Source organism: Paenibacillus taichungensis, from assembly GCF_003287275.1.
In the GTDB taxonomy this organism is placed as follows: Bacteria; Bacillota; Bacilli; order Paenibacillales; family Paenibacillaceae; genus Paenibacillus; species Paenibacillus taichungensis_A.
On sequence record NZ_QEVW01000013.1, the window covers coordinates 1 to 19,607 of the forward strand.

Sequence of the window (19,607 nt, forward strand, 5' to 3'; positions counted from 1 at the left end):
CGTCATGGGTAGTTTTTGATCATTTCCATACGTTCAGGAGGGGACAGTGTGAAATAGCGATGTCCTGATCACTTCGTTGGACAGACAGAGTAGACAGACAGTGAAAAAATGGCCACCGCCCGGGAACGACCTTTCTTCATATACATTTCCGAACTGACTTACTTGACCGGCCCCATCCAGGTTGAGATCGTCTTCTGCTGGTGCGGCAACGGCGGTTTCAACTTCCCGTTATCGACCAAATGCTTCAAAATATAAGCGACAAGCCGGCCTCCGCCGGTGTTGCCTCTCACCATGTAAGCAAGCTGTGGCTCCAAATGCTTCGGCTGATTTTGCAGGAACAGCTTGAGCATTTTGTCGTAGAGCTTACTGACAGCAGGCGCATACAGAGCGGACAAATCCGGCATTGCCTTGTTCAACCGATTCAACGTTTGCGGAGAGTCGATCCAAACCGCATTGAACTTGTACCCCTCCTCCGTCTTACGGATGTACCCCTTCTCCAGCAGGAACGAATATTGCTCGCTGTTCTCTTCGTTGTCGGGCAGTTCCCCTTGTTGGAACGCATGACAAATCTCGACATTCCGGTATTCCAGGAAACGCCAATCCATCTGGCGGTCACTCCAGTAAGTATTGAATTGCCACAAGTATAAGGGAGTGTCTTCGACGTAGCGGAGCGACGGACCGAAGGTGACGTAACTACTCAAATCAAAACCCGGATCGGCATTGTGGCTCCGGTTTAACGCTGCATAGGCAATATACTGACCTCCGTCCTTTCGCATTGGTGCGACCGCATCGAAGTTTTCGCCCGCCGGCATGCTCCGCCAAGATTGCTCCTCGACGTTCTTGGGCAGCAAGGTCCAGAGCAGGAAGTTATAGTCGCCGTCCGGAACGTACACTCCGCTATCCTCGACTTGCCGGCGAACTTCCATTAACGCGTCAAAATGAACATCGGCCACTTCGGCGGCGCAATCTTGCCAAAATTGATGACCGGCTACGGCCAACTCGAAGAGGTCCCAGACGATGGTATTGCTTTGATATTTGCCGGGAGAGGGTTGGATGAGAAAATTGTAATCGGCCAGGTGCCGGACTTCGCCTTCTAGCAAAGACGGTGGCATTCCGAGCTCCTCCGCGATTTGATGTACGGTACGCGCCTTGTGATAAGCCGCGTAAACGATATTTTGCGCCAAGGCGCGTCCAAGAAAATCGTTGGTTTCGCCCAGTCTGCCGGCCGAACCGGAATGGCCCATTTCCCCCATGCTGACCGGATTGACACTTAAAGTTCCTGTTGCACGCATACGTTTCATCCCTTTCCGTAACTTCTTTTTAGCCTCGCTCAAATGCCACTTCACTGTGTTGACAGGAATGTTCAGAGCAATCGCGATATCGCCGATTTTAAGCTCGTCGTAGTAATGCATGACCACGATCCGGCGATGGATGTCGGACAGGAACGCGACTTCTCGGCGCAGCTCGCGGTAAGCTTCGGTTACCAGCAGCCGGTCAAGCGGCTCCCGGGAAGGGGCGGCAGACAGTTCGGACATGCCGTTGATTTCGATCGCTTGGGGAGCGTGCGCACGCTTTTTCAACCAATTCACCCAAGTGTATCGGGCAACCGTCCAGACGTAAGCGTCAAGGCTTCTAATGTCCCGCACCCCGGAGAAGGATTTCAACAACTGCAGCATAATCTCCTGAGCCAGATCCTCCGCCTCGGCCCGCTGCTTGACCCGGTTTAACGCAAAACCGAAAATCGGTTTGACATAGCTCCGAATCGCTTCCGCCGCTTCTTTTCCGTTTTTACTAATTGAATCCATTTTTTGCCTCCATAGTTGCATCTGTAATTCCTGACAATTATATAGTGTGCCAGGCGAAATAAAGGTTGGGATTATTTTTAAAAAATTTGGGCATCCTAATGGATCACTTCATACATGTATAATTACAAACATCATTTAAATGGTTAAAGAGATGTTATGAACTTTTTGTTAAACAAGTTGAAGTTTGCTTTAGATGTAAAGGTCTCACTTTTAGTATATAAAGATACTTCTTTTCCGTTCAACTATGGGGGGATACAAACTAGGAGCACGAGCCGAAGTCCTTCTTCGGGTTCTTGGGGTACCCCTTCGTTCCGTAGTTAACCAGGAGTGGTCTCGATTAATTATTCTAATGCATAATAGAGGTTCATTAAGCTAACGGGAAACATTAGTGCAAAAAGCATGGAGCAGACTGCAAATTGGCAGGCTGCTCCTTTTTTTTATAACATTCTGGATAACTTCCGGTATTCCCGAGGTGAAATGCCTTCATATTTGCGGAACATGCGGCTGAAATAATGAATGTCCGGGTAACCACTTTGTACACCGACAGCCTCAATGGAATGATCGGTTTCCCGCAATAGTTTGCGTGCCTCGCTTAGGCGGATGGATTGAATGTATTCGTTGGGCGGCATGCCCGCAGTCTGTTTGAACAATTTGGCCATGTGATCCACACTCAGGTTCAATTGTTTGGCGATGCCCGAATTGGTCCACGGGTCGGATGGGGAGACTTCTATACGTTTCATGAGTTCGAGCAGCTTCTCCCCGTGTACCGAATCATGGCGTGACGACCTTCGCCAGGATGAACGCAGCAGATGCGTCAATATTTGCAGCATCAAGCCTTTGCATACCAGTTCATATCCCGGTGGGCGCATCGTAAATTCATGTACCAATTGCTCCATAAGCTGCACGGTAGCTGGAGAAGGGGTATACACCGGGTTGATAGATAGCGGCGTCATGCCCTCTGCGCAAGCTTCCACTGCGAATTTGTGGTGCAGAACAGTCTCTTCGTTAACAACCATATCTGCCTCGGTCTGAATGGTCAATTCGTTGAAGAAATCAAAATGAATGCCAATGAAACGTGCTTCCGGGCTCGAAACCACCTCATTCTGATGATAGACACCGGCAGGCAGCATGATGAGCTGACCTGCCTTCAAAATATGGTGCTTATCCTTCATATAAGTTGCAGCTTCACCTTGAGAGACGTACAGAAGTTCAAAATCATACAAACGCCGCTTTGGCAGTTTACCTGGAGGAAGGCTCTGGAACTGAGCATAATGCACGTTGGGAGACCATTCCTTGTAAGTGGCGTTTCGTTGCAGAGGATGTATCGCTTGTTGGAAAGACATGAATCCTATCTCCTTTTTCAATGAGATTGGCCCAAATAGATCTAATTAAAACTGAACGGAATTGTGCAAATAATCTCTTTATCTCCTAAATAAATGATCACGTAAGTTATTTATAATATATGTATTATCACATGTTCTTACGAGAGAGACAACATCACGGATTAAGCTAAAAAGGAGAGGATTAAAATGCGCTCTCTCCCTGTGGATCGGAGCACCAGTTATTGCTGCGAACCACTCAGATCAGCTGCACACCATGGATTCCCCTCGGCTGCGGATTGGGAACGATGTATTCCAGTGGAACTGGTGGACACGGTAACAGGCAGACCACCTCATCAATCCACGGAAGTCCGTTTTGGCTGGAGTCCCGAATACTTGCATATTCGCTTTGTATGCCAGGATGATTACGTCGTATCTGATTTCACGGAAAGGGATCAGCCATTGTATGAGCAGGATGTGGTTGAACTGTTCATTGATGAACAGGGCGATGGCAGGAACTACATCGAGTTGGAGGTAAGCCCGCACAACGTGGTTTTTGATGCACTCATCCACAATAACGGCGAAGGTTCTGAATTGAAGGTAGATGTAACCTGGCAGCTGGAGGGGTTGCAAACGGCTGTGGAAGTGGATCATCAGGGCCGTCGGGTGTATGTGATCCATATTCCAGCGAGTAACTTCAAGGCGCCCCTGACTAAAGGGGTATGCTGGAGGGTCAACATTTACCGTATTGATGAGAATGTGCAGGGAGATCGGGAGTATCAGGCATGGCAGCCCACAGGGGCTATAAACTTTCATTTGCCTGCCCGGTTTGGTCATTTTCAATTAGGATAGCTACGCGATGCTGAAGAACAGGTAGTCATATTTTGAAGGAGGGAATTGGTATGAAAAAAGGGATTAACATATGGTCGTTTCCAGGAGATGCTTCTATTGCGGATTGTATTCAGACGGCGAAGCAAGCTGGCTTTGAGGGGATTGAACTTTCGCTTAATGGAGAAGGCGAGCTGAGTCTGTCTGCCTCGGATCAGGAGGTTCGTGATATTCAGGGACGTCTCGAAGAGGCTGGCCTCGAAATTGCGGGACTTGCAACCGGATTGTACTGGGATTATCCGATGACGAGTGCTCATCCGGAGATTCGCACGAAAGCACTGGATGTGTGTAAAAAACAGCTGGAGCTTGCCGCGGCATTTGGTGTGGATACCATTTTGGTCATTCCGGGTGCGGTGGGTGTGGACTTTATTCCAGACAGCGAAGTAACAGATTATGAAGTTGCCTATGAACGGGCACAAGAAGCCCTTGTGCATCTGCTGCCGTATGCGGAAAGTGCCGGAGTATCGATTGGTATTGAGAACGTATGGAACAAATTCTTGGTGTCGCCGCTAGAGCTGCGTACCTTTATTGATTCTTTTAATTCGGATTATATAGGTTCGTATTTCGATGTGGGCAATGTCGTACAGAACGGTTACCCGGAGCAGTGGGTTCGCATTCTGGGTCATCGGATCAAGAAGGTGCACTTTAAGGATTACCGTCGTCAAGCGGGAGGACTTCATGGATTTGTGGATCTGCTGGCTGGAGATGTGAATTATCCGGCGGTGATGCAGGCATTACAAGCCATTGGTTACGACAACTATGTGACTGCTGAGATGATTCCGCCTTACACTCATCATTCGAAGCAGATCATATTTAATACATCCAAAGCGATGGATGCCATTCTTGGACGTTCTCAGGAATAGATACGGATAACAACAATTATACGATATATAATCTATATTTTTGTGGGAGGTAGAAACATGTTAAAAGTGGGATTGATCGGTTTTGGGTTTATGGGACGTATGCATTTTGATAACTATGTACGCCTTGCCTCAGAAGGGGAACCCGTGGAATTGGTAGCCATCTGCGATCTGAGAATAGAGGAACTGAAGAACGGTAAAGCAGCCGGCAACATGGCGACAGAGCAAGAGGTATATGATCTCACACCTTATCGTTTGTACGACAACATTGACGCGATGCTGGAACAAGAAGAACTGGATATCATTGATATTACGCTGCCTACGCCACTGCATGCTGAATTAACGTGTTCGTTGCTGGAAAAGGGCATGCATGTGCTGTGTGAGAAGCCGGTTGCGCGCCATTCGGCGGAAGGCTGGAAGATGGCAGAGACAGCCAAAGCGACTGGGAAAACACTGATGATTGGTCAATGTTTACGCTTCTGGCCAGCCTATGCCTATCTGAAATCCGTAGTAGAAGACGGGCGTTATGGAGCGGTCAACGCAGGTTATTTCTTCAGGGGTTCAGGTTTGCCTCAAGAGTGGTTTTTGGATGGGGAGAAAAGCGGTGGCTGCATTTTAGATATGCACATACATGATGCCGATATTATCCACTGGGTGTTTGGCAAACCGGATCACGTATCCACGCTGGCTCGCAACGTCATTCCGGGAAGCGGTTATGATACCGTATCCACCAATTATGTATACCCTGACGGAAAAGTGCTGAATGCCCAAGCTGACTGGACGCTGGGGGGAGACTATGGCTTCTCCATGACGTATCGCGTTAATTTGGAGCAGGGGAATCTGGTCTTTGAGAATGGTGAGCTAAAAGTAAATCCGAACGATGCTCCCGGCTTCGTCGCTGAGCTATCACCCGACTCGGGATATTATCACCAACTCAAATATTTTATCCAGTCTGTTCAAGCAGGTAAGCCTGTATCTGTATGTACACCGGAGAGCGCAACAGGCACGCTTGAGTTAATTGAAGCCGAGATGCGCTCGGCGGATGAGCGTGGCGCATTGGTTTCAGTATAGTAGGAGCAGGTTTGACGAATGTAACAAACTTTACCGTACAGGTAATATGGATTGAACAATGAAGAGGGGCTGTCCCGTGGTCATGAATATGACGGGACGCCCCTTTTGAGCATCAATGTTATGGCTTGTCCCGCTCGTTTACGATTCCGGTTTGAGCAGAGGGTAGAGCGCTAACGAATCGGAGACACGTTATTCAGGAGTTTAAAGCAGCTACGGAAATCTAAGGAACCTGAGACACGCTAGTTTAAAATTTGGGGCTGGTTAATAGCGTTAATCGTCACATATTTAGGAAATAGCGTGTCTGGTATTCCTTACAATTATGAAAGAGGGGCGGGGGGGCATATAAGACGTCCTAGGTTCCTTAGAATAAGAAGCAAGGCTCCTAAACTTTTGCCCGAGTCCACCGCCATAAGCAGTAATTATCCTTTACGATCCAACAACCCGCCAGTTATTCGCCTGCTCCACTGTTAGTGGTTGATTTCTGCGAATATAATCCTCCACCAGTGCCGCCATATCCGTGGCGCCTTCGTGAAGTACCTTTTTGCCCGGATACATCGCATAATCACCGCCACCTGCTGCGCGATAACTGTTCATCACTACAGAATACGTCGCGTCCATCGCAACAGGTATGCCCTCGCGTTCCAGCTTCACCACACGACTTCCCACAGGTTTGGAGATATCCAGCTCATATTCGACGCCCGCCCACATGTCATAATTATAATGCTGTGGCTTCGGCTGCATGTAAGCAGGATTAACGACTACTTCGCCTGAAGCCTCCACTTCAAAGTAACGTGCCGTTTGCTCCAATGCATCCCGAATGTCCTGACCACGAAGCTCCAGCATCGTCAGTGTATTGGGATAGATAAAGTTGGACAACACATCCCGAACGGTAATGAGGGAACCAAACCCACGGGCTTCTTCGCTAAGTAATGCGGTATTGGAGATTTGAGCTCCCGTTGCTTCCATCTGCACCTGATGTACAAAAGTAATGAAGGGATGCGCCGCGAGCCGCAATGCGGCAGGATCGGTGATGGATAAGTCTCCGGCCACCTGGCCAATCGGCTGATCCAGCCATGCCTGTGCTTTTGCTTCCAACTCGTCCGTCAGTTTCATAACAGCCGAATCGGGCTGTACATCACTATTTTCATTCAAGAGCAACAAGCAAGCCTGTTTTCCTGCAATCTGCCACTTTCCATTCGATAACCGGTCCAACTCAATGGATACATGACCCGCACCGTTCCCGCTAAATCCAGGCTGAACAACGGTCACACCATGTATTTCGGCGGTAAGCTGACGGTGTTGATGTCCGGTAAGAAGAACGTCAATCCCTTCAATGTCACGGCAGATCGCATACGCCTGATTTTCACCAGTTAACCGCTCAGCAGGTTCGCCTGTCTCCAGGTCACTCTCAAAACCACCATGGTAACTGACCACAAGCACATCCGGCTGTTCATGCTCACGAATATAACCAACCCACGCACGAATAGTCTCCAAAGCATCAAGGAACTGTAAACCTTCTATATTTTTCGGATGCTCCCAATTCGGAATATAGTGCGTCGTTGCGCCCAGCAAAGCAATTTTAACGCCTGAAGACAAAGTTTTGACCAGATAGGGAGGACCGAAGGCGGGTATGCCTGCTCCAGAAGGTGTAGTGTGTGGTGCCTTTTCGTCAGGCTTTCCTTCATTAACAATATTTGCGGATAGCCAAGGGAAATGGGAGTCTTCAACGGCTTTGCGCAGTAAGTCCTGGCCGTAGTTGAATTCATGATTGCCCATCACGGCTGCATCATAACCCAGTTCATTCAGAACATTAATGAAGGGATGCACTTCGCGATCTGAAACAAAGGACGCAGCATACGAGGCCAAAGGAGAGCCCTGCAACAGATCACCGTTATCCACGAGTAGCAGTTCGGGTGAACGCTCTCGTTCACGCCGGATCAGCGAAGCAAGCAAAGCAAGTCCGGCTGGGCGATAGGCATTGGTATTGTAATGTATGGGACGAATGGCCCCATGAAGGTCACTGGTTACCATGATGTCGAAGTTTGCCGTAGTTGTTATGGATGTCATTTTACAATCTCCTCTAAATATATAAGTTTAAACATATCAAATCACAGGTCATTCTAGCGGCAGAGTACAAGGATATTCACCATTTATACTTGTATTATCAACCGTAATGAGGCTATTCTAACAGATCAAAGCCGCTCTGACAGCCTGACAGGAAACTTTACAAAACTCCAAATTTCGTTTCACATCGCGGTAATATTCGACGACTATAGTAGACAAGTAATGAAAAATAGAAACTCTTTGGAGGGTGTTCGCTTGAAGAAGTCTGCTTTATTTTTACCATTGTTGATTTTGGTTCTGTTTCTAAGTGCTTGTGGGTCTAACAGTAGTACAACAGGTTCGGCTAACGGGGCTGATACGAGCTCGAATTCATCCAGTACTGACACGGCAGAGACAGACAAAGCCGCTGAAGGTTATGTGCCGACTGAGCTGACTGTACAATTCGTTCCATCACAAAATGCAGATACACTCGAAGCCAAAGCAAAACCGCTCGAGAAGCTGCTGGGTGACAAATTGGGTATCCCGGTGAAGGTCAGCGTATCCACAGACTACAACACAATTATTGAAGCAATGGCTTCCAATAAAGTGGACGTAGGTTTCCTGCCTCCGACGGCTTATGTACTTGCCAAAGAAAAAGGCGCAGCTGAAGTTATTCTTCAGGCACAACGTTTTGGTGTAAATGATGAGACTGGCGCTCCAACTGAGGAACTGGCAGATTCGTATAAATCCATGATTATTGTGAAAAAAGACTCGCCGATCCAATCCGTTGAGGATCTGAAAGGCAAAAAAATCGCTTACCAGAACGTAACTTCTTCCGCAGGTTATGTATGGCCGGCAGCCCTGTTGCTCGACAGAGGCCTTGATCCTTTGAAAGATGTACAGCCAATTACGGTTAAAGGCCATGACCAAGGCGTATTGGCAGTACTGAACGGTGACGTTGATGCTGCAGCAATTTTCCAAGATGCTCGTAACACTGTGGCGAAAGACTACCCGACTGTATTTGAAGATACTCGTGTACTGGCGTTCACTGAGCCCATTCCTAACGATACGATCGCAGTACGTACTGACATGAATGCAGATTGGACAGCGAAGATCAAACAAGCATTCATCGACATCGGTAAAGATCCACAAGGTCACGAAATTATCAAAGAAATCTACACACACGAAGGTTATGTAGAGTCTGATGACAGCAAGTTTGATATCGTTCGTCAATACAACGAAAAAGTAAAAACCGAGTAGTTTTCTGTCAAAAGAAAGATCGTTAATGATTGCATTGCATTGATTATCTTTTCATTGGATAACTTCATCGTATCAGCGGGCAGGCCAGTTCAGCGTGACATACGCTGCGCTGGCTTGTCCCATTACAGCGTGACCCTGCGAAATACCATATTAATGAAAGAAGGATTACTGCCATGATTGAGCTTCACAATGTAACGAAAACATACGCTAACGGCACCAAGGGCCTGAATAATATTAATCTGAAATTTAAACAAGGGGAATTCATTGCCGTCGTTGGTTTGTCTGGTGCGGGAAAATCGACGCTTCTGCGTTCCATTAACCGACTTCATGATATCAGTGACGGTGAAATATTGATTAATGGCAAGTCGATCACCAAAGCTCATGGCAAGTCACTTCGCATGATCCGCCGGGATATCGGCATGATCTTCCAGAGTTTCAATCTCGTGAAACGTTCCAGTGTGCTTCGTAACGTGCTTGCTGGACGCGTGGGATATCATTCCACGATGCGTACCATTCTGGGTCGTTTCCCAAAAGAAGATACAGAACTCGCATTTGGAGCACTGGAACGGGTAAACATCGCGGAAAAAGCCTATTCACGTGCAGATCAGTTGTCCGGTGGGCAGCAGCAGCGGGTGGCTATAGCCCGAGTACTTGCACAGGAAGCCAAAATCATTTTGGCAGACGAGCCTGTCGCTTCACTCGATCCACTAACAACGAAGCAGGTAATGGATGATCTGAAACGCATCAACCAGGATCTCGGCATTACAACGATCGTTAACCTTCACTTTATCGACCTAGCCAGAGAGTATGCGACCCGTATTGTTGGATTGCGTGCCGGCGAAGTGGTGTTTGATGGTCCGGTATCCGAAGCAACAGATGAGCGTTTTGCAGAAATTTATGGCAGACCTATTCTGGCAGACGAGCTGCTGGATAAACAGGCTGTACAGGAACAGCGGGGAGAAGTTCTGGTATGAAGCAACCCGTAAACGTATCGATAGATGGATCATTGCAGAACGGATCAGGAAAGGGAAAGCGTCCTGGCACAGGTTCAGGCTCAGGCTCGGCTGTCAAACGTCCCAAACCACCGGGGCGTACCAAACATCTGCTCACGCTAGTCATCATTCTGCTGCTTTTGTGGGCAAGTGCCAAACAGACTGATGCCAGCTTCAGTGAGCTGTTTGAAGGTTTACCCAACATGCTGGATTTGCTGCGTGAGATGTTCCCGCCGCGGTGGAGTTACTTTGACAACATCGTTCAGGGCATGCTGGAGACGATTCGTATGGCTCTGATCGGTACAACGATCGGTGCGATTATTGCAATTCCGGTCTCCATCATCTGTGCAGGCAACTTAATGCCTAGCCGTTGGATCTACTATCCGGCTCGCTTCGTACTGAACCTGATCCGTACCGTGCCTGATCTGCTGCTTGCGGCGCTGTTCGTTGCTGTGTTTGGACTGGGACCGATTCCTGGTATATTGGCACTCGCCGTCTTCTCGGTGGGACTGATTGCCAAGCTGACCTACGAAACGCTGGAAACGATTGATCAGGGACCGCTTGAAGCGATGACGGCTGTCGGCATGAACCGGATTCAACTGATTGTTTATGGTGTGGTGCCGCAACTGGCTGCCCAGTTTACTTCCTATGTCCTGTATGCCTTTGAGATTAATGTGCGTGCCGCTGCGATTCTCGGATTGGTTGGAGCTGGGGGTATCGGACTGTATTATGAAGCAACACTTGGATTCCTGGAATATGACAAAACAAGTGTAATCATTCTGTTTACCCTTGTCATTGTTCTGATCATTGATTATGTAAGTACTAAGCTGCGGGAGAAATTGTTATGATGAAAAATGAAACAAGCGTAATCCGGCGCAAACCACGGAAGAACCCGCTTCGCTGGGTCATTGTAATCTTGCTTATTCTTGTGTACGCTTGGGCACTTGCCGGCGTACCGTTTACCGGTTTGAAGGAAACCGCTGGTCAGATCATGAAGGCCATTATTGCCGGGGTTTTCTCCCCGGATTGGGACTTTGTTTATCTGCCTGAGGGTGAAGATTTGCTGCGAGGATTGCTGGATACGCTGGCGATCTCCGTGCTGGGTACTGTCATTTCCGCTGTACTGTGTATCCCGTTTGCGTTCTGGTCTGCCCGGAATATGAGCAGCTTCCGTCCTGTATCGGGTACGGGCAAAATGGTGCTCAGCTTTATCCGTACGTTCCCGGAGATTATTATGGCTTTGCTGTTTATCAAGGCGGTGGGTCCGGGTTCCTTCGCGGGTGTACTCGCCCTTGGACTTCATTCCATCGGGATGCTAGGTAAACTGTTCGCTGATGAAGTGGAAAATATTGATTATGGTCCTTCTGAAGCGTTGCTCGCTTCCGGAGCGACTCGCATGCAGCAGCTGTGGTTTGCTGTACTGCCACAGGTTTTGCCTGGATTCCTTAACTACACGTTGTATCGGTTCGAGATTAATGTGCGTTCCGCAACCATTCTGGGGGTTATCGGGGCAGGGGGGATTGGTACACCGCTGATCTTTGCACTCAGTACTCGGAACTGGCCGCGAGTAGGGATTATCCTGCTTGGGATCATCGTGATGATTACGATCATTGATCTGATCTCTGGATACATTCGCAAGAAGCTGGTATAGAGAAGCGAAAGTAACGTTTGCTTGCTAATAAAGACGAATAAAATAAAGAACATGATGGATATGTTTCAATCCATTGTTGATCTATCGGAAGAGCAGCCCATGCATTAGCAGGTGCTGCTTTTTGTGTTTTGTAGGAAGTTAGTATCAGCAAAATGTTGAACCTATATGAAATTACTGTTTTAGAAGTAGACTCATCTTATGATACTGTATAGTACAGTAACAAATGAAAGAGCAGAAAGTGGACAGTATACTATATTTTATAAAAAAGATAATTTGGAAGATATTAAAGGATATAAAATTAACATTAATGAAGGAAGAATAATTAGAAAGGAAAGTGGTTTGACTTCGAAATCTATAAATTTCCCTATAATACGAACACAAGGTTCAAGTGTTAGTAGAAATGAAGACCAAACTGTTATCATTGAGTGGACAGATATGAATGGTAACAACTTTGAAGAAAAACTGATCTTAAGTGATAAATAAAACAGAAAAAAACCGAAGCAAGGTGCCTGGAGTCCCGGCAAACTTGCTTCGGTTTTTCAATGCTTGGTTAAACGTCAGGCATTCCTTTGTGAGACTTAGCTTGCTGCTGGCAGAGATACAGCGGATTTCGTTACTTGTACCGTAATCGTTTCCGTGCTTGTCACACCCGCTGCATTGATCAGCTCGGCACGGTACGTGTACGTTCCATTCGCGTGACCGGATACATCTGTCACAGCGCTTTGTGCATTAGGTGTTACGGCGTTCAGTGTTTTGGTATCGATCAGTTGACCATTCTCATAGAGACGGTATTCTGATGCGTTTGTTCCCCACCACAGATTCATCGTCACTTTGTAGTTGCCGTCCCCATCCCAATTGTCTTGGGAGAGAACTGCTTTGCCAGGGGCAGCATTCACAACTTGTACCGTGAGTACTTCACTGCGAGTTGTCCCCTTGGAGTTCGTCAGCTCAGCTACATAGGAATAAGTCCCGTTAGCTTTGCCATTAATCGTAGTTTGGGCCGATTGCGCCGCTGGTGTAGCATCAGTCAGCTTTTGTGTGTCAATCAGCACGCCATTTTCATACAGCTTATAGCTTGTGCCATTGTCACCCCACCAGAGGTTCATCGTAACCGTATAAGATCCTTCAGACAGACCGTTGCTGTAACCATTATTGGATGTAAGCGCCGGTTTGCCTGGTGCGCCAACAGCTGGCGTAGAAGGTCCTTCTTCGCCGCCTTCCTCCACTTTTACGAAATCGTTCAAGCTTCTAGGCTTCAGTTGAAATACATCTTTGAAAATAGCGGCAACACCTGTCACGCTGATTTTATCGCCTGCTGCATAAGGGAAGGTCGTTTGCGTTACACCTGTGCGTGTATCCACACGTACATGCGTGCTTGTTCCGTCCGCTGCAACTGCGTCGAATTCAAATGAACCTGCCGGTGTTGCACTAATGATGTTCTCAACAGTTACTTCTTTCAATTGAACGAGTTGACCCTGGTTTGCAGCCGTAACTGCTGGCACTTCAATGGCAGCAGGGATGGAAGCTGTACCCGTTTTCTCGATTGCTACGATATCCGTAAGCTCAAATTCACTGTTATACAGCGCCGTTGCTGCGGTTACTTTAACCACATCTCCAGCGTGGAAGCCGCCAGTGCTTTGGAAAACATAGAGGCCGCCAGTTGTGTCTTGAAGGTAGAAGGATTGTCCACCAAAAGCACCCGGCTCTGTAGTAACTACGCCTTCAACCGTAACGGTTGAACCAGCTGCTTTGGTGCGAGCATCAGCAATGCTGATTGTTGCCGGGATAGGTCCTTCTTCTTCCGGAAGCTGCTCAGCCGGAACATTGCCGACGGTAACTGCATTGGTTATCAGGTTGCTGCCGTTCAGACGCAGACGCAGGCTGGCAGCGCCCGTTGTACCTGATTTAATGCGGACATTCAGGTCTTTGATTGCGCGACCTTTGCTGTCGGAAGTTACGCTAAAGTTGGAGCTATAACCGTATGAAGTCGGCCATGTACCACTTTCATTCTGAATCATGGCGACCTGTGTTCCACCAGTCAGGTAAATCCCTGCACTGTAACCGGAAACGGTTGTGTTAGCAGGCATGTTCTCGACAACCACGCGGATCTGGAAATCCTCCGCATTAGGCAGGGTGTCCTGCTTCACGAAGCTGTAGGAAGCATTCGCGCTTGAAGCTGGTCCGCCATAAGAACCTGCTTTGAACGTGGAACGATCATACCACTTGTATCCGGCAGCTGGTGCGGCCCAAGGTTCAGCCTGTGGTTCAGTGGAAGCCGCAGGTTGTTCGAACGGAAGCAATGCTGTTGCATTATCCAATTGAAGTCCGTTCACTTGAGTCAAGCTAGTGTAATTTTCTTGCGTAGCAAGCCAGTTGACCGTATTGACCAGCAATTTGCCGTCATCCACTTCTTTGAAGCCGTCATACGTTGTTTTGCGAGCGCCAGTCTCTTCACGCAGATATTTCGGTGAAGCATCCTCAACCGGAGAAGAGTCCCCGATAAACGCTGCTTTACCTGCACCCAGTTTGGATACGGCTACGTAAGGACCTTCTTCAACTCCGCCGCCGTTGTATACGCCTTGGTCAACAGCGTTTGGCCAAGCTGCATTCGTTTTCGGCAGGTATACGATACCTTTAGCCTTTGTTGGATCGGTGATCGCAAGTGTGGACCCTGCGTGCATGGCTACAGCGGATACACCTTCCGTAATACCAAATGCCTGTCCAGCAGGCACAATGTTAGTAGCGTTAATATCGCCTAATGCGTTGTAACGGAAGCGTACGCCGAAATTATCGGACAGCCAGTCCGTGCTGGTTACATTTTGCATCGCCTCAGAGTTACGCTCTTCTGTGCTCATGCCTTTGGCTGGATCTTCGAACGCGCCACGACGATAGCCGTTGATCGCTTCAGAACCGTCCCAGCGGTTTTTGTTACGGTCAGCATTGTAGTGATCTCCAATGAAGAAGATGCTTCCGCCTTTTTCCACATACTCTTTCATGGCTGCCTGTTCTGTCGTTTTGAAGGGAACATTGGGTTCAGCGATGACAAACACGTTATATTCTTTCAGATCGTCATAGGTAAAAGGAGTCGTCTTGCGCAGTTCCTTTACATAATATCCATCATTCGCGAGTGCATTGCCGAAGTCCGAGAAGCCTCCGTCAATGACCCAGTCAGCCGCTCCGGCTGTCTGTGCATGAGTATTGTCGAACAATACTTTCTTGCCTGCATTTCCATTAACAACCTTCGCCTGAATGAACGGTGCAGGGTCTGTTGCCCACTCGGCTTGAACCGCTGCATCTCCGTTCCACAATCCGATCTGAAGCGGCAATGCCATGGACAATGCCAGGAGTGATTTTACCCATACTCCTCGCATACGTGTCAATTTACCCAACCAAATCCCTCCCAAATATTAGTTGAAACATGAGTTCGTCCATATTCTAACACACCAAAATCTCACATAGTCATAACAATTTGTAAAAACGAACTCGACTTTTGTAAAAATGAGTCATTTGTCATGCTCGATAAAGCAAATTTTGATACTTCCTAACATCAGATGTTGATTTCACGTCATTCCTGCAATGAAAAAAGCCATCTCTTATGAGATGACTTTGGCCCGAATTCGATTGACGGCATGGAATACCGAGGATTTGATCATGCCTTCACTGCGGTTGACGAGCTGGGCGGTTTCCTTGATGCTGTACCCGTGAATCACGCGTAATTCAAGAATTTTGCGATGTTCTGTATTGTTAATGACCGACACAAGGTCGTTAACACCTTCGGAAATCTCCAACTCGGACGTATCACAGTGATACGTTTGCATCTCCAATCTACTGTCCCGCCTTAATGTACGGGTTCGCTTGCGGAATGTATCCATGGCGAGGTTACGGGCAATTCTTTTGAGGTAGTAGAGTAGCCGTTCTTCCGGAATGTCTGCCGATACATTCATCATTCGAATGAAGCACTCCTGCGTGAGATCCTCTGCATCCTGTTGATTTTTGACGATCTGAGATAGATACCGTGTCACTTCTGATTTATAGTTTACATAAGCATCATGAATGGTTGTTTTGTTCACGTGATGTTTTCCCCTTTGGATACCGATCTGGCCTTTTCCGGTCTGGTTTGTTCTCTATGTTCCATAGTATATCGGGATGATGTTTCCAAAGACGCCAGACTTGTATCCGAGTTGTAACATTTTTCGTGAACCTCTGTTCAATCATGAAGCAGAGATACAAAATATAAGGCAGATGAAATTCATAGAGCAGGGAGATTAAGATTCATCATGAGACCGAAACAGATTTTGATTATTGAAGACGAAGAGTCCATTCGCGACATCCTGTCCTATTCTTTGCGCAAGGAAGGATTTGAGATGGCCGAAGCAGCAACAGGCAGAGAGGGCCTGGAGTTGCTCAGAGAGTCCAGACCAGACTTGATCCTGCTGGACCTGATGCTGCCGGATATGAGCGGATTCGATGTGTGCAGACAGCTTTCCGTAAATTCAAAGATTCCCGTGATTATGATTACGGCGAAATCCGATATGCTGGACAAGGTGCTCGGCATGGAGTTGGGGGCGGACGATTATATTACCAAGCCATTCGACATTCGTGAGGTGGTTGTGCGCATTCGGGCCATTTTCCGCCGGATTGATCTAATCAGCGAGACGCTGGAGAATCAGTCCTATGAAGTGGTACGCCTTGGCAGACACATTGAAGTACGCAAGGATGAGCGTGAAGTCTGGAAAGATGGGGAACGCGCTGGACTGACCAATAAGGAGTATGATCTGCTCTTATATTTGGTCAACCATCATCGCAAAGTACATACAAGGTCCGAGTTGCTGGATAAAGTGTGGGGATTTGATTTTCCCGGAGATACCCGGACGGTAGACATTCATATTCAGCGCATCCGCAAGAAGCTGGATAGTGGGGAGCAGGGGATTTCACTTATCGAGACGGTCTTCGGCGTAGGGTACAAACTGAATATTCAGGTGCATACATGAAGTGGACGATCCAGTTCAAAATGGTCGTTCTTTTCTCGGTCATCGTATTTATCGGTTTTTCGGCCTTGCTCATTATTTCGAATAAAGTGGGTGAGGAGAACATGTACAGGGAAGTGCAGGAGGACATGGTGCAATCCAAAAAAAATCTGGATATCGCGCTCAATCAATACTTTCTGATTCATAACAAGCGCATTAGTGAGGACTCCCTGGGAACAGGGAATCGGGATCTCGCAGAACAGATCGGCTCCGCGGTAGGCGGAAAGGTCGTGGTCTATCGATCTGATGGCACTCCGTTCAGCGGCGCGGGTTTGGAAGGGAAGCCGGGTGCTGCTCAAACCTCGGATCTACAGGCTGCCATGAAATCAAAGATTGCCTATACAACCGTTGTGGATAAAGGCAGAGTAACAGGGAATCTGTCCTTCCCTGTGCTGTCTGATGGGAGCATCCTTGGCATTATCCAGCTGGAAAGGGATTATACGGATCTGTTCAAACGGCATCTGCGCTTTCAGAACACCATCAAGGGTTTTGCAGCCGTCATTTTTGTGTTTGTTTTCATAGGATCTGTCTTTATTTCACGCCAGATTACGAAGCCGATTCGTGTGCTGACGAAACGTTCAGCCGAAGTTGCACAAGGCAGCCTGAATGCAGATATCCACATCTCGACGAAGGATGAGATTGGAGAGCTCGCTTCCAGCTTTACGGTCATGATTGCTCGGGTAAAGGAGCAGATTGACGTGATTGAGAGAGAACGGGATGAGGTCAAGCATTTGCAGGCACGCAACAAGGTTTTTTTTGACAATGTGACGCATGAATTAAAGACACCGCTGACCACGATACTGGGGTATGCCCAGATTTTGCGGGATAATGGATTTACGGATCAGGCGTTCTTCGATAAAGGGTTGAAATATATTATCAATGAGAGCCAGCGCCTCAACGTCATGGTTGCGGATATCCTGGAAGTGACCGTATCGTCGACACCGATTCAAACCTTCCGTTTCGAGCGGGTGAATGTATCGAATATTATTCGGGAAGCATGCGAAGACATGTCCATCAAGGCGGGCAAGTACAATATTGGCATTCGCTATGAGCTGGAAGAACTGCTGTATGTTCAGGGAGACTGGAATAAGCTCAAGGAAGTTTTTTTGAATGTGCTGGATAACTCGGTCAAATACGGGAATGTGAATTCCATTATTCAGGTCCAATCGTTCCGGCTGGGCGATTCGGTAGCCATACTGATTCGTGATGAAGGAGAAGGCATTCCCGAGGTAGCATTGAAGCATGTATTTGAACCTTTTTACCGGGATAACGGGATGAACAGGACAGAGAAGGGAAGCGCTGGGCTGGGCTTGTCCATAGTGAAAAACACGGTGGAGCAGCATGGGGGAACGGTGGAAATGAAAAGTATATTAAACAAGGGAACACAGGTGAATATCAGTCTGCCTGGGGAATGGGACGTATGAAGAAACAAGGATTTTGGAGCAGACATCGCGATATGCTTATGTTATCCGGTTTGCTGATTGTATTTGTCGGAGGTATCTTTGGCATTGGTAGTCTGTTCAGCATTGGACATGGGAAGCCTCGAACGGTCATTCTGCCGGATAAACAGTTCAACAGCCGCCTTGCCCCGCCGCCAAGCAGCACCATTCAGATTGAGTCGGCTACCAAGCTGCCCAATGACTTTGCCATCTATGATTTTGAGGTGGCTGATCCCAACACGGTTATATTGAATCGGCCGGATCGTTCCTATACCGGAATCAAGCTGTCACAGCTGCATATGGATGATAATCGCTTGAAGGACATCGCCATGAATACAGAGTATGGCATTACCTTGAGTCCGGATCAGAGCAAGCTGATTTATTCCCAATACCGATCGACTCAGGCGCAGAAGACAACCTATGAATATGATTTGAAAACAGGAGAACATCGCAAGCTGAAGAATGATAACTCCTATTCACGCGTCTTTGTAGGCAATGAATCCTACATCGGATATGATGACCTGGTGTTCAACATGGTGGAGCTAAAGACAGGAAAGAAACATGAATTGTACAGTTATGATGAGTTAGTTGCCAAGGTCGCACAGACGAGCAACATTTCAAATCCGGATGATACCCTGATTATGCTGGATTCATATGAGATCAGTCGGGATCTATCACGAGTGTATGTGCTGGTCAAACTGAAAGAAAATTACGCTGTCTATAGCTTCTCTCTGAACGAGCAAAATGATATCAAGGCATACACCCCTGCCCAGGATATACAGCAGTTTAAGGTGTTGAAGAATGGAGACATGCTGATTCAGGGCATGATCAACAACGAACAGGGATTGTACAGATATCGAGCGGATACCAAGAAGTTTGAGCTGCTGGTCAAAGGGCCCATCTGGAGCTTCGATCTGGATGAGGAGGAGTCCCGCATTGCCTATTTTTTGACACTCGAAGGACAGAAGAACGAGGTTCACATTGCCTATTTGAATGACCGCAAGCTGGGGTCCGATACAGTTATCTACCGGAATATCGATTACTTTATCAAGTTGAAATGGAATGACAGCAATCTTTTTGTTGTCGGGAGCTCCATGGAAAAAAGCGAGTTATATCGGTTTAGCTTCCGAGCTTGGTAAAGGTGTGAATATGGAATGCTCAGAAATTAGGGCCCTATGGAATGAAGTCGCTATGTTAAGGACTGAACCCATAGGGCCTTTTTGTGATTTGAACATTTTGCATAAATCCAAAG

16 protein-coding genes are annotated in these 19,607 nt (G+C 47.6%); 11 read left to right on the forward strand and 5 right to left on the reverse strand.

The features are described from left to right. Positions 1-158 precede the first annotated feature (158 nt). Both DC345_RS19875 and DC345_RS19880 read right to left on the reverse strand, forming a co-directional pair. The gene (locus tag DC345_RS19875) at positions 159-1,805 is read right to left on the reverse strand and encodes an RNA polymerase sigma factor (protein WP_181586658.1); all 1,647 of its coding nucleotides are present in this window, start codon (positions 1,803-1,805) and stop codon (positions 159-161) included. A 437-nt stretch (positions 1,806-2,242) separates the two neighbouring features. Next, on the reverse strand, positions 2,243-3,148 hold the full coding sequence (locus DC345_RS19880; RefSeq protein ID WP_113054568.1) for a helix-turn-helix transcriptional regulator: 906 nt from the start codon (positions 3,146-3,148) through the stop codon (positions 2,243-2,245). Between the two features lie 186 nt (positions 3,149-3,334). Between DC345_RS19880 and DC345_RS19885 the strand changes: the two genes are divergently transcribed. Genes DC345_RS19885 through DC345_RS19895 form a run of 3 tightly spaced genes read left to right on the forward strand, consistent with a single transcriptional unit; the run spans position 3,335 to position 5,943 of the window. Further along, positions 3,335-3,976: a carbohydrate-binding family 9-like protein gene (locus tag DC345_RS19885; protein WP_113054569.1), complete on the forward strand. Its 642-nt coding sequence runs from the start codon at positions 3,335-3,337 to the stop codon at positions 3,974-3,976. Between the two features lie 50 nt (positions 3,977-4,026). Then, entirely contained in the window at positions 4,027-4,875 is an 849-nt protein-coding gene (locus tag DC345_RS19890; protein WP_113054570.1) for a sugar phosphate isomerase/epimerase family protein, read from the forward strand. Positions 4,876-4,932: 57 nt separating this feature from the next. Continuing rightward, positions 4,933-5,943, forward strand: a complete 1,011-nt coding sequence (locus DC345_RS19895) for a Gfo/Idh/MocA family protein (protein WP_113054571.1) — start codon at positions 4,933-4,935, stop codon at positions 5,941-5,943. A gap of 426 nt (positions 5,944-6,369) precedes the next feature. Here DC345_RS19895 and DC345_RS19900 read toward each other — a convergent pair whose 3' ends face one another. Continuing rightward, complete coding sequence (locus DC345_RS19900; RefSeq protein WP_113054572.1) at positions 6,370-8,010, reverse strand: bifunctional metallophosphatase/5'-nucleotidase; 1,641 nt, start codon at positions 8,008-8,010, stop codon at positions 6,370-6,372. A gap of 252 nt (positions 8,011-8,262) precedes the next feature. Here DC345_RS19900 and DC345_RS19905 point away from each other — a divergent pair, with 252 nt between their 5' ends. The 5 genes from DC345_RS19905 to DC345_RS19925 all read left to right on the forward strand — a co-directional run bounded on the left by DC345_RS19905 (position 8,263) and on the right by DC345_RS19925 (position 12,372). Then, on the forward strand, positions 8,263-9,246 hold the full coding sequence (locus DC345_RS19905; RefSeq protein WP_064640434.1) for a phosphate/phosphite/phosphonate ABC transporter substrate-binding protein: 984 nt from the start codon (positions 8,263-8,265) through the stop codon (positions 9,244-9,246). A gap of 173 nt (positions 9,247-9,419) precedes the next feature. Continuing rightward, positions 9,420-10,220 (forward strand): phosphonate ABC transporter ATP-binding protein, encoded by an 801-nt coding sequence (gene phnC / locus DC345_RS19910; RefSeq protein ID WP_063565947.1) that lies wholly within the window; start codon positions 9,420-9,422, stop codon positions 10,218-10,220. Beyond that, positions 10,217-11,086 (forward strand): phosphonate ABC transporter, permease protein PhnE, encoded by an 870-nt coding sequence (gene phnE / locus DC345_RS19915; protein WP_258530726.1) that lies wholly within the window; start codon positions 10,217-10,219, stop codon positions 11,084-11,086. Before phnC ends, phnE (DC345_RS19915) begins: the two co-directional genes overlap by 4 nt. Next, entirely contained in the window at positions 11,083-11,889 is an 807-nt protein-coding gene (gene phnE, locus DC345_RS19920) for a phosphonate ABC transporter, permease protein PhnE (RefSeq protein WP_064640432.1), read from the forward strand. The genes phnE (DC345_RS19915) and phnE (DC345_RS19920) overlap by 4 nt, the downstream gene beginning before the upstream one ends. Before the next feature lie 198 nt (positions 11,890-12,087). Further along, a complete protein-coding gene (locus tag DC345_RS19925) occupies positions 12,088-12,372 on the forward strand; it encodes a hypothetical protein (RefSeq protein ID WP_113054573.1) in 285 nt (94 codons plus the stop codon). Positions 12,373-12,467: 95 nt separating this feature from the next. On the opposite strand, the gene DC345_RS19930 is transcribed toward DC345_RS19925, so the two are convergent. After that, positions 12,468-15,278: a chitinase N-terminal domain-containing protein gene (locus DC345_RS19930; RefSeq protein ID WP_397333693.1), complete on the reverse strand. Its 2,811-nt coding sequence runs from the start codon at positions 15,276-15,278 to the stop codon at positions 12,468-12,470. Between the two features lie 204 nt (positions 15,279-15,482). Beyond that, positions 15,483-15,959, reverse strand: a complete 477-nt coding sequence (locus DC345_RS19935) for an RNA polymerase sigma factor (RefSeq protein WP_064640429.1) — start codon at positions 15,957-15,959, stop codon at positions 15,483-15,485. A 207-nt stretch (positions 15,960-16,166) separates the two neighbouring features. On the opposite strand from DC345_RS19935, the gene DC345_RS19940 reads away from it, so the two are divergent. From DC345_RS19940 to DC345_RS19950, 3 genes are read left to right on the forward strand one after another with little or no spacing between them, the layout of a single operon-like run. Then, positions 16,167-16,880, forward strand: coding sequence for a response regulator transcription factor (locus DC345_RS19940; RefSeq protein ID WP_064640427.1), 714 nt, complete (start codon positions 16,167-16,169; stop codon positions 16,878-16,880). Then, positions 16,877-18,340 (forward strand): sensor histidine kinase, encoded by a 1,464-nt coding sequence (locus DC345_RS19945; RefSeq protein ID WP_113054574.1) that lies wholly within the window; start codon positions 16,877-16,879, stop codon positions 18,338-18,340. Before DC345_RS19940 ends, DC345_RS19945 begins: the two co-directional genes overlap by 4 nt. Continuing rightward, the gene (locus DC345_RS19950) at positions 18,337-19,494 is read left to right on the forward strand and encodes a hypothetical protein (protein ID WP_113054575.1); all 1,158 of its coding nucleotides are present in this window, start codon (positions 18,337-18,339) and stop codon (positions 19,492-19,494) included. Before DC345_RS19945 ends, DC345_RS19950 begins: the two co-directional genes overlap by 4 nt. Positions 19,495-19,607 lie beyond the last annotated feature (113 nt).